Origin of the sequence: Streptomyces sp. NPDC007264 (genome assembly GCF_042869095.1) — a bacterium.
Lineage (GTDB): Bacteria > Actinomycetota > Actinomycetes > Streptomycetales > Streptomycetaceae > Streptomyces.
The window spans coordinates 70,802-81,182 of the sequence record NZ_JBIAFD010000028.1 but is presented as its reverse complement, the minus strand read 5'-3'; the positions used below and the strand labels follow the sequence as shown (position 1 = coordinate 81,182).

Annotated in this window: 8 protein-coding genes and 1 rRNA gene; 2 read left to right on the top strand and 7 right to left on the bottom strand. The window is 70.7% G+C overall.

Annotation, left to right across the window (positions count from 1 at the left end):
- Both rrf and ACFYMU_RS32210 read left to right on the top strand, forming a co-directional pair.
- A 5S ribosomal RNA gene (gene rrf / locus ACFYMU_RS32215) occupies nt 1-93 on the top strand; the annotation flags it as partial.
- Between the two features lie 110 nt (nt 94-203).
- Nucleotides 204-749 (top strand): GNAT family N-acetyltransferase, encoded by a 546-nt coding sequence (locus tag ACFYMU_RS32210; protein WP_388380993.1) that lies wholly within the window; start codon nt 204-206, stop codon nt 747-749.
- A 6-nt stretch (nt 750-755) separates the two neighbouring features.
- On the opposite strand, the gene ACFYMU_RS32205 is transcribed toward ACFYMU_RS32210, so the two are convergent.
- The 7 genes from ACFYMU_RS32205 to ACFYMU_RS32175 form a co-directional block, all read right to left on the bottom strand.
- Entirely contained in the window at nt 756-2,381 is a 1,626-nt protein-coding gene (locus ACFYMU_RS32205) for a type IV secretory system conjugative DNA transfer family protein (RefSeq protein WP_388380990.1), read from the bottom strand.
- A 22-nt stretch (nt 2,382-2,403) separates the two neighbouring features.
- A complete protein-coding gene (locus tag ACFYMU_RS32200; protein ID WP_388380987.1) occupies nt 2,404-3,825 on the bottom strand; it encodes an ATP-binding protein in 1,422 nt (473 codons plus the stop codon).
- A 7-nt stretch (nt 3,826-3,832) separates the two neighbouring features.
- Entirely contained in the window at nt 3,833-5,389 is a 1,557-nt protein-coding gene (locus tag ACFYMU_RS32195; RefSeq protein ID WP_388380984.1) for an SCO6880 family protein, read from the bottom strand.
- A complete protein-coding gene (locus ACFYMU_RS32190; RefSeq protein ID WP_388380982.1) occupies nt 5,386-6,705 on the bottom strand; it encodes a hypothetical protein in 1,320 nt (439 codons plus the stop codon). The genes ACFYMU_RS32195 and ACFYMU_RS32190 overlap by 4 nt, the downstream gene beginning before the upstream one ends.
- Nucleotides 6,695-7,528, bottom strand: coding sequence for a hypothetical protein (locus ACFYMU_RS32185; protein ID WP_388380979.1), 834 nt, complete (start codon nt 7,526-7,528; stop codon nt 6,695-6,697). The genes ACFYMU_RS32190 and ACFYMU_RS32185 overlap by 11 nt, the downstream gene beginning before the upstream one ends.
- Nucleotides 7,529-7,747: 219 nt before the next feature.
- Nucleotides 7,748-8,056 carry a hypothetical protein gene (locus ACFYMU_RS32180; RefSeq protein WP_388380976.1) on the bottom strand — a complete coding sequence of 103 codons (309 nt, stop codon included), beginning with the start codon at nt 8,054-8,056 and terminating at the stop codon, nt 7,748-7,750.
- Nucleotides 8,057-8,620: 564 nt separating this feature from the next.
- Nucleotides 8,621-9,940: a peptidase S8 gene (locus ACFYMU_RS32175; protein WP_388380973.1), complete on the bottom strand. Its 1,320-nt coding sequence runs from the start codon at nt 9,938-9,940 to the stop codon at nt 8,621-8,623.
- Nucleotides 9,941-10,381 lie beyond the last annotated feature (441 nt).

The following is a 10,381-nucleotide window of genomic DNA, read 5'->3' as shown; positions in this document are numbered from 1 at the left end:
ACGCCCGGTTACATTCCGAACCCGGAAGCTAAGCCTTACAGCGCCGATGGTACTGCAGGGGGGACCCTGTGGGAGAGTAGGACACCGCCGAACTCATTGTGGGAAAGCCCCGCACCTCATGGTGCGGGGCTTTCTGCGTTCAAAGGGCGTACGGCGTGAGAAATGAGGCCGCACCTGCCGTCTCCTGCCGCTACCGTGACCGCATGAGCCACGTGATCCGGTCCATACGTCCCGACGAGTGGCCTGCCGCGAAGGAGCTACGGCTCGTCGCGCTGCGGGACCCGGTCGCGCACCTCGCCTTCCTGGAGACGTACGAGGAAGCCGTCGCCAAGCCGGACTCCTTCTGGCAGGAGCGGGCGGAGGGCGCCGCCGAAGGGGCGGCCGCGGCCCAGCAGATCATCGCCGAGGGCCCGGACGGCAGCTGGGCCGGCACCCTGACCGTGCTGATCGAGGAGGCCGGGACGAAGGACTGGGCCGGGTTCCTGGTCGAGCGGAAGCAGGGGCATGTCGTCGGCGTGTTCGTCCGTCCCGAGCAGCGGGGAACCGGGCTGACCGAGGCGCTGTTCGCCGCCGGCCTGGAATGGGCGTGGGGGTGCGGGGCCGAGCGGGTACGGCTCATTGTGCACGAGGAGAACACGCGGGCCCGGTCCTTGTACCGCAAGGTGGGCTTCGTGCCCAGCGGCGTCACCGTGCCGTTGACGGACGACTCGGCGGAGTCCGAGCTGGAGTTGGTGATCGAGCGGCACTAGCCGGCGCTACGCCGGCAGCTCGTGGTGCGGCCAGCGGGCGCGGGCCTGTTCGCGCGAGCGGAGCAGTGCCAGGGTCGGCAGCCCCCGGTCCGCTCCGGTGGACAGGAGCTCCGGGAGCTGGGGAAGGGGGGCCACGGCCGCCACATCGTCCAGGACCAGGGTGAATGGTGGGTCGAGGCGACCGGAGGATGACCGTTCGGCCATGCGCCGGCCGCGCTCGACCACGCTCGAGGCGAGGGCCGTCAGCAGCGGCATCGCGCCCGGATGCTGCCTGGGGTCCTCGATGGATTCACCCACCACATAGAGCGTGCCCCCTTCGTCCACGAAGGAATCCAAGGCCAGGCTGTCATTTCGGTGGGGCGAGCACGCCTCGCGGATGTTGAGCGTGAAGAGGGCGGACAGCGCTCGGGCGGTCAGCTCCTGCGCGATGTCCCGGCGTTCGGGGTGCGAGGTGAGAGCGGCCTCCAGTTCGCCGGCCGCGCCGGACGACGCCTTGGGGTGCGTGCGCAGCGCCCGTACCGCCTCCTGGACCTGGGTGCCCTGGGCCCAGCGGTGGAGGTGCTTGACGGTACGGCCCTCTATGGCGGCGGCGTGCAGATAGCTGCGCAGCAGCGTCTCCGCGACGTCGGCGACCGCCTGGTCGATACGGGCCGTGGGGCGGACCGGGGCGAGCAGAGCGGTCGCGCGGGCCGCGGCGATGGTCTTGTCCTCGCAGCCGGAGATGGGGGACCAGTGCAGCCGGGCCGGGGTGTCGCACAGGTGGGAGGGGTCGTAGAGGAGGACCGGGCCGAGCTTGGCCCGGGCGTCCTTGGTCTCCGACCACAGGGAAGGGTCCGAGGTGACGACGAGCGCGGCACCCTCCGCGTCGCGCACGGCCTGGGCTGCGGCGGGGCGACGGTCCCCCGGGACGCCCAGGACCATTGAGGACGCGCTCCGGGCGGCCGCCGGCGGGCTCGGGCTCCCGACGGCCGGTGTGGCCGGGTCGGCCGCCGACGAGGCCGCGGGCGTACCGAGGGCCGTGGGGACCGCCGGTGACGGTGCGGGCGGAGGAAGCATCCCGGTCGCCGTGGCCGACGGGTTCGGCGCGGGCACCTCGTACGCCACGGGAACCTCGTGTGCCACAGGCACCTCGTGCGCCACGGGAACCTGGTGCGGCACCGGAGTCCCGTGAGGTGTCCGGGTGCCTTGGAGCGCGGACGCGGTGCCGCCCGTCGGCCGCCCGCTCCCGTCGCCGGGCAGCGGACCGGCAACCGGGGCCGCGGCCTTCCGGCGCGCCCGCACGGCCTTCCAGCGCGCCACCGTGCCGATGGCGAACACGGTCAGCACGAACAGCACCATCAGTTGCCCTATGAACAGCCCCCAGAACAGCCCGTACCCGGACAGCAGGCCGGGCGGGGTGTCCGGCCAGGCGCCCGCGAGGTCGTGCGGCTGGGCGATCAGATGGCGCATGGCCATCGGCGTCCGGCTGAGACGCACGCCCTCCGGCCAGGCGCCCCGCGTGAACCAGCCCGCGAGGCCCGTGGCCGTCCACACCATCAGCGTCACGCCGAGCAGGAAGGCGAGCACGCCCACCAACACACCGTCGGGGATGCCCCCGTGGCGCTCCTGCTCCCGCTCCCTGTCCGGTCTCATCGGGACCCCATGTCTATGCCACCTACGCCACCGTGGACTCGGACGAGCCGTCCAGGTCGCTCAGCCGCTCTTCCACGAACGCCGCCGCCCGCTCCTCCGCCTCCAGCTCCGCGGCGAGCAGCACGTCGTCCGCCCGGTCGCTCGACGACTCCGTCATCGCGCGGTCGGTGAAGACGAGCGGCCGTTCCGTCTCCGTCACCAGGTGCTTGACCACCTGGACATTGCCGTTGACGTCCCACACCGCGATGCCGGGCGTCAGGGTCGGAATGATCTCCACGGCCCACCTCGGCAGACCGAGCACCCGGCCGGTCGCCCGGGCCTCGTCCGCCTTCTGGGCATAAATCGTCCTGGTGGAGGCCATCTTCAGGATCGCGGCCGCCTCCTTGGCCGCCGCCCCGTCCACCACGTCGCTCAGATGGTGCACGACCGCCACGAAGGACAGGCCGAGCCGACGGCCGAACTTCAGCAGCCGCTGGAACAACTGGGCCACGAACGGGCTGTTGATGATGTGCCATGCCTCCTCGACCAGGAAGATGCGCTTCTTCCGGTCGGGACGGATCCAGGTGTGCTCCAGCCACACACCCACGATGGCCATCAGGATCGGCATGGCGATCGAGTTGCGGTCGATGTGGCTCAGATCGAACACGATCAGCGGTGCGTCCAGGTCGATGCCGACCGTGGTGGGCCCGTCGAACATGCCCCGCAGGTCGCCGTCGACCAGGCGGTCCAGGACCAGCGCCACGTCCAGGCCCCAGGCCCGTACGTCGTCCAGGGCGACGTTCATGGCCTCCGCCGACTCGGGCTCGGGATGCCGCAGCTGTTCGACGATGTCGGTCAGCACCGGCTGCCGCTCGACGATCGTCTCGTTGACGTACGCGTGTGCGACCTTCAGGGCGAAGCCGGACCGCTCGTCCAGGCCGCGTCCCATCGCGACCTCGATGATGGTGCGGAGCAGCGCGAGCTGGCCGGTCGTGGTGATCGACGGATCGAGCGGGTTGAGCCGGATGCCGTGGTCGAGTGCCGCCGTCGGGTCCAGCCGGATGGGTGTTATCCCCATCTCCTCCGCGATCAGGTTCCACTCGCCGACGCCGTCCTCGCCCTGGGCGTCCAGCACGACGACCTGCCGGTCGCGGAACCGCAGCTGGCGCAGGACGTACGTCTTCTCCAGCGCCGACTTGCCGTTGCCGGACTCGCCGAGGACGAGCCAGTGCGGGGCCGGGAGCTGCTGGCCGTACAGCTGGAAGGGGTCGTAGATGTAGCCCTTCCCGGAGTAGACCTCGCGGCCGATGATCACGCCGGAGTCGCCGAGGCCGGGCGCGGCCGTGGGCAGGTAGACGGCCTGGGCCTGGCCCGTGGACGTGCGGACGGGCAGCCGGGTCGTCTCGACCTTGCCGAAGAGGAAGGACGTGAAGGCGTCGGTCAGGACGGACAGCGGATCCCGCATCAGGGCCTTACCTCCGAATGCCGGTGGCGAAGGGGAGCGTGTTGACGAAGGCCCGGTGGTGCTCGCGGTCGCACCACTCCAGCTTCAGATAGGACTTGCCGGCCGAGGCCCGGATGGTCCGCTTGTCGCGGGCCAGGGCCTCCGGCGAACGGGCGGAGACGGTGATGTAGCCGACCAGGTTGACGCCCGCGGCGCCGCTGGCGAGGTCCTCGCCGCGCTGGTCGAGCCGGGAGTGGGCGGCGATGTCGCGGGGGTCGACGGTGCGGTTCATCTTGGCGGCGCGGCTGGCCTCGGCCTCGTCGTTCGTCTTCTCGGTCAGCATGCGCTCGATGGCGACCTCGGTGGGTTCGAGGTCCATGGTGACGGCGACGGTCCGGATGACGTCCGGGGTGTGGACCAGGAGCGGGGCCAGGAAGTTCACGCCGACCGGGGTCATCGGCCACTCCTTGACCCAGGCGGTCGCATGGCACCAGGGTGCGCGCGTGGACGACTCGCGGGTCTTCGCCTGCAGATAGACCGGCGCCGTGGCGTCGAGCTCCGCGGGCCAGGCGTTGCGCTTGGTCATCGCCTGGATGTGGTCGATGGGGTGGTCGGGGTCGTACATCGAGTGGACGAGGGAGGCGAGCCGTCCCTGGCCCAGCGGCTGCCGCACCCGGATGTCGGCCTCCTGCAGCCGTGAGCAGATGTCGGTCAGCTCGCGCGCCATGACGACCGCGAGACCGGCGTCCCGGTCGACCTTGCCGCCCTGGGGGCGCGCGGCGCGCGCCATGGCCTGGGCCTCGGCGGCCAGCTCCCGGGTGTAGTGCATGCAGGCGACGAGGTAGGCGCGGTGCTGTTCACTGCTGGTCGACACCATGGACTGCAACTGGTCGTACGACCGCTGCAGCCAGGCCGGGGCGCGTTCGTCGCCGCGCTGGACGACGTCCTTGGCGTGTGCGTCCGGGTCGGCGGGCAGGGTGCGGGCCAGCATCTGGAGGCGGGTGACGAAGCCGTCGCCGTTCGCGACGTGCTTGAGGAGCGTGCCGAAACGGTCGACGAGGGCCTCCTGGTCCTCGCTGTCGCGCAGGCCGACGCCCGGGCCCTCGATCTCGATCGCGGCCGTGACGGTCCGCCGGTCGGCGTGCAGGAGCACGGCGATCTCGTCGGGGCCGAACGGCGCGGCGAGCCAGCTGATCCGCCCGATGCCGGGCGGGGGACCCACCTCCACCTCACGTCCGTCGAGGTGTGTGCCCGCCTCCATGGCACTGCTGCGGTACGTGGCCTCCTGCCGCAGGGTCCGCTTGTAACTGCGGTTGATCTCGAACCACTTGTAGAACGTGCGGTGCTTGTACGGGACGTAGACGGCGCCCAGGGCGAGCAGCGGGAAGCCCATCAGCAGCACGATGCGCAGGGACAGGACGGGGACGAGGAGCCCGCACATCATGCCGAGGAACGCGCCCGCGATGATCAGCGCGATCTCGCCGGACTCGCGGTTGCGGCCGACGATCGCGTTGGGCCGGGCGCGGCCGATCAGATAGGTCCGGCGGGGCGTGACCGCATGCGGCACGTGGGACTCGGTCGTCAACGCCCTTCACCTCCCGTGCGATTGGTACTGCTGTTGCGGGTGTTTCCGGCGTGGGGGGTGTTGGCCGGGCTCGTGCGCTGCGGGGGCGCGGCGGAGGGGACGGATCCGCCGCCCGGCCCGCGGGTGCTGTGCGCGGCCACACCGCCCGACGCGGGGTTGGCGGGGCGCGGCGGCTGGGCGCCACCGCCGCTGTTGCTGTCGGCACGCGTGCTGTGGGTCTTGATGCCCTGGGCGACGAGCGTCGCCGGGGAGCTGATGACGGCCGCGGCCTTGCGTTCGGCGCCCTGCATGATGCGGTTGTTGCGGGAGGCGGCGATCTCGTCGCCGAAACCGGGCACGAACCGGTAGATCATGGCGCTGGCGAAGATGGCGAGCAGGATGATGGCGAGCCCGGAGACGACGGCCGCGAGGGAGTCCGGTCCGCCGTCCGAGGCCAGGGCGCCGGCCAGCCCGAGCACGATGACGATCACCGGCTTCACCAGGATCACCGCGATCATCACGCCCGCCCAGCGGCGGACGTGGCCCCAGAGGTTCTTGTCCACGAGACCCGAGTACACGACGACGCCGAGGAGCGCGCCGACGTAGAGCAGGACGGCCCTCAGGAACAGCTCGAGGTAGAGGACGCCCGCCGCGAGGATCGAGACGAGCGAGACCAGGATCAGCATGATGGGGCCGCCGCCGATGCCTGTTCCCTTGTTCAGCGCGCCGGAGAACGTGCCGAAGAACGCGTCGGTCTGATCGCCGGTGGACTTGGCGAGGACGTCGCTGACGGCGTCGGTGGCCGAGACCACCGTGTAGAGGATCAGCGGGGTGAAGGCGGAGGCCAGCACGGTGAGCCAGAGGAAGCCGATCGCCTCGGTCACGGCGGTGCTGAACGGGACGCCCCGCACGGCCCTCTTGGCGACGGCCAGCAGCCACAGCACCAGGGTGAGGACGGCCGAGGCCGCGAAGACGATGGCGTACTGCTGGAGGAACTTCTGGTTGGTGAAGTCGACGCTCGCGGTCTCCTTCACGGCCTCGCTCAGCTTGTCGACGGTCCAGGAGGCGGCGTCGGCACAGCCCTTGGCGAGGGAGGAGAGGGGGTCGAGCGTGGAGGTGAGATCGTTGGAACTACCCCCGCCGGATCCTGCTCCGGAGGAGTTGCCTTTTTCGCAGTACTGCTTGGCGGGGCCGACGATGAGGTCGCAATTGCCGGGCGACGCGGTTGGTGATGGGGAGGGCGCTGCGGAGGCTCGGGTGGCCAGCAGGATGCCAAGCGTCTGCGTGGCTGCGAGCGTGGCTGTGACGCTTAGAGCGCGGTGTCGGCTACCGGGCATAGGTGAAGCCTCCGAACTCCTCGACGGCCTTTGAGATCTCTTGGGATGTTGAGACCTTGTTGTCGCCGTTGACCGGCGCTGGGCCTTCTTTCTGGGTGAAGCTGTCGACCTTCCAGTCACCGCTGGACCACCGCAATTGGAGCGTCATGGTGAACCAGTCGGTACTGACAGGGCTCGTCGAGTCCTCACCTGTCATGCCGAACACACCCGTGCACCAGACCTCGACAGTCGCTGCGGTGTCCGAGTACTGGGTCGTCTTGGTGCCGATGGGCATCGTGCGCGAGACATACGTGTGGCCAGCGCCCGGGTTGCCGTTCTCGTCAAGGCCGATCTTGTTCAGGAAGTCCCTGTCATACGCCTTGGCGAGCCTGTCCTCGAGCGCAGGCACCTGGTTGGGAACGAACACCTGCTGCACGATCGCAGTGCGCCGCGCGGGCTTCAGGATGTCGGCCGAAACCAACGCCACCGCATAATTGGCCGCCGCGCTCTGCACCCCCTGTTCGTCCCGTGCGAACCCCGACGGGATTCCGTCCGTCTTCGTGTGGACCGGGCGGGTTCCGGAGGCTGCCGTGGGGGCCGTGTCCGCCTTTCCGGGGGTGTCGTCGTCCGACGAGGAACCCCCGCCTCCGCGGTTCGCGAAGGCGATCGCCGCGATCAGGAGGACGACCACGCCGACCACGGTCACCAGGCTCCGCGACGAGGACCGGCCCCGCCGCGCACCGCCGTACACGTCGGTGCCCCGGTCCGGCAGTCTCGTCCGTGTCTGCCTGACCCCGCCGTACTCCGTGTCGCCCCCGCCGGAGGCACCGTCACCGAGACTCACGCCGCGCACGCCCCCTCGACGTCATGGCCAATGGAAACCCGTAGCAGTACGACGGTAGCCGTGCTGGTTCCCGCGCGGGCGCGGTGTGGTGACTCGACATCAGGGAAACGCAACCTCAGCCGGTGGGCACGACGGACGGGTGGGTCGGAGGGAGCAACCGGGCGCGCCCGGCCGGGGACTGACGGTGCGCCTGGTGCGCGGGACGGTCCGGGGCCGGGCCTAGACAGCCATGCCGTACACGATCGTGAACAGCGTGCCCAGAGAGCCGATGATGAAGACGCCGGTCAGGCCCGCGATGATGAGGCCCTTGCCCTGTTCCGCGCTGAACGTGTCGCGCAGGGCCGTCGCGCCGATGCGCTGTTTGGCCGCGCCCCAGATCGCGATCGCCAGGCAGAGCAGGATGGCCACGGCCATCACGACCTCGACCATCACCCGCGCCTCGTTGCCCAGGCTGCCGAACGGGCCCCAGTTCGGGGCGATTCCGCCGATGATCGTGTTGATGTCGCCTTTTTCGGCCGCGAGAAGCATGTAAGTCACCGCCCCTGGTGGGTAGTTCCGTATCCCCTGCCACGCGCGCAGAGGTCAGAATCATTCTCGCCGACAATGACGCTGTCGTATGTCGACTTGACGTCATTGATTGGCGGGTTTCGTACGTGTCCCTTGTCTCCGGCGCGCGCGGGACCCGCACGGGGGGCGCGTGGCGGTCCATCAAGGGGTGTATGGTCACTCTGTGTATCATGGCAGGTCATGACGGGCAATGAGGTCGAAGCGGAACCTGTTGTGCGGTTCGCTCGTTGATCTCTTCCGTGCCGCGGCGACCCGGTGGGTCCGTGTCGCGGCCCGGCCGTCCGGCCCGATGTGTCCGGGTGTCACCCGTACGAGCGGAAGGCTATCCCCGGGCGGAGGTGCGGGGCGCGCCGGGTGGCGGTGGTGGCGCCGGGCACACATGTCCGCAGGCGCACCGCCCGCACACGCGTCCAGGCGGTCCCGGAGCGCGGAACGGGCCGCGGCTGGCTGCCGCGGCCCGTTCCCTTGTGATGCCGGTGGGCGTGTCCCCCACGCGTCCCGCCACCGGCTTCCCGTGCCCGGAGGTCAGCCCGTGAAGGCTGCGACTCCCTCCGGGGTTCCCCACCCGGTCGGGCCGTCGTAGCCCGACCGCGCGGTGCACAGGTAGGTGGTGGCGCAGCTGCCGTTGTTGCCGCTGGTCACGTCGTTCAGTGCGGAGGTGCCGGCCGCGGTGTACGGGAACTTGGCCGGGTAGGAGCTGCTGGACGGCGTGCCGGCGAGGGCGTACACACCGGCGATGATCGGCGCGGAGGCGCTGGTGCCGCCGAAGGTGTACCAGCCGGCCGTGATGCCGTAGGAGTCGTAGACGGAGACCCCGGTCGCCGGGTCGGCGACGGCCGCGACGTCGGAGATGGTCCGCTTGGCGCAGCCGGTGTCGGTCTGCCAGGACGGCTTGGTGTCGTACGCGGAGCAGCCGGAGCCGGTGCCCTCGGTGCTGCTGGTCTTCCACACGCTCTCGGTCCAGCCGCGGCCGGTGGAGGAGCTCTTGGACAGCGCGGTGCCGCCCACGGCGGTCACGTACTGGGAGGCGGCCGGGTACTCGGCGCCGTAGCCGCTGTCGCCCGCGCTGACGGTGATCGCGACGCCCGGGTGCTTGAAGTACGAGGTGTCGTACGTGGGGTCCGAGGAGGACTCGGAGCCGCCGTAGCTGTTGGAGACGTACTTCGCGCCCAGGGTGACCGCCTCGTTCACGGCGGTGCCGAGGTTGGCCATGGTGGCGGACTTGGCCTCGACGAGCAGGATGTGGCAGTTCGGGCAGACGGCGCTGGCCATGTCGAGGTCGAGGGAGATCTCCTCCGCCCAGCCGGTGTCGGAGGAGGGGAGGGAGGTGGTGGAGCCGGTCTGGCTCACCTTCTTGAAGCAGCCGTTGGCGGTGGTGCAGGCCGGCAGGCCGTAGGAGGAGCGGTAGGTGGCGAGGTCCGACTCCGCGTTCGGGTCGTTGTACGCGTCGACGATGGCGATGGTCTCGCCGGAGCCGTTGGAGGCGGCGGCGGAGGTGAGGCCGTAGGCCGACTGGAGGTCGCCGGGGCCGTAGCCGGACGGGGTGGAGGCGTCGGCGGCCTTCGGCGTGACGCCGTCCTTGGCCGCCCGGGCCTTCTGGAACGCGGTGAGTCCGCCGGTCACGCGCAGTGCCTTGCAGGCCATCTCGCCGGCCTTGCCGGGGACGGAGCAGGCGCGGGTCCAGGTCACCTTCGGGGAGGTGGGGCTCGTCGCGGCGTCCGCGTGGACGGCGGTGCCGAGGCCGGCGAACACGAGGGCGACGGCGGCGACGGCGGCGGAACCGATGTGGTGCCATCTGCCGCGCGGGGCGGGGTTGTTCGCTCGGTCGGGGAGTGGGGTGCGCAACGTACTGCCTCCTGGGAATGGGGTGACAGGGGCGGTGCGGGTGCGTGCGGGGCGCCGGTGCGGTGTCCCCGGCGGCGGGCGCGTGGCCCGCGGGACGACGATGACTTGTTGAGTACGTGACAACAAGAGCCTTCTGGAATCCTGACTTCCGCCTTGCCGAACGCGGTCTGCGCGTGACGCGCCGATGGCCGCCCGATGACCGGCCGCTGGCGGCGCCTTGACTCAACTCACAGGTTTCCCGCGGGTCTCCGCCGGTCGTGGGAGGCGAAGGCGGCGGGACCGGTTCCTCGGCCCCGGGTCCGCGTGCTCGCCCGCCGTGCCCGGGCCGGATTCGGCCCCGTCGGCCGTCCGTGCGAGCGGTGTTCGCCAGTTCGAATCGCCTCCGCCGGCGTGCCCGGACCTCCGGTCCGGCGGCCGGCCGATCCGCGGGCTCTCGAACGT

Bases quoted from the DNA above. Each gene is read 5' to 3' on its own strand.
- ACFYMU_RS32210 (WP_388380993.1), top strand. From the start codon at position 204: ATGAGCCACGTGATCCGGTCCATACGTCCCGACGAGTGGCCTGCCGCG.
- ACFYMU_RS32205 (WP_388380990.1), bottom strand. From the start codon at position 2,381: ATGAGACCGGACAGGGAGCGGGAGCAGGAGCGCCACGGGGGCATCCCC.
- ACFYMU_RS32200 (WP_388380987.1), bottom strand. From the start codon at position 3,825: ATGCGGGATCCGCTGTCCGTCCTGACCGACGCCTTCACGTCCTTCCTC.
- ACFYMU_RS32190 (WP_388380982.1), bottom strand. From the start codon at position 6,705: ATGCCCGGTAGCCGACACCGCGCTCTAAGCGTCACAGCCACGCTCGCA.
- ACFYMU_RS32180 (WP_388380976.1), bottom strand. From the start codon at position 8,056: ATGCTTCTCGCGGCCGAAAAAGGCGACATCAACACGATCATCGGCGGA.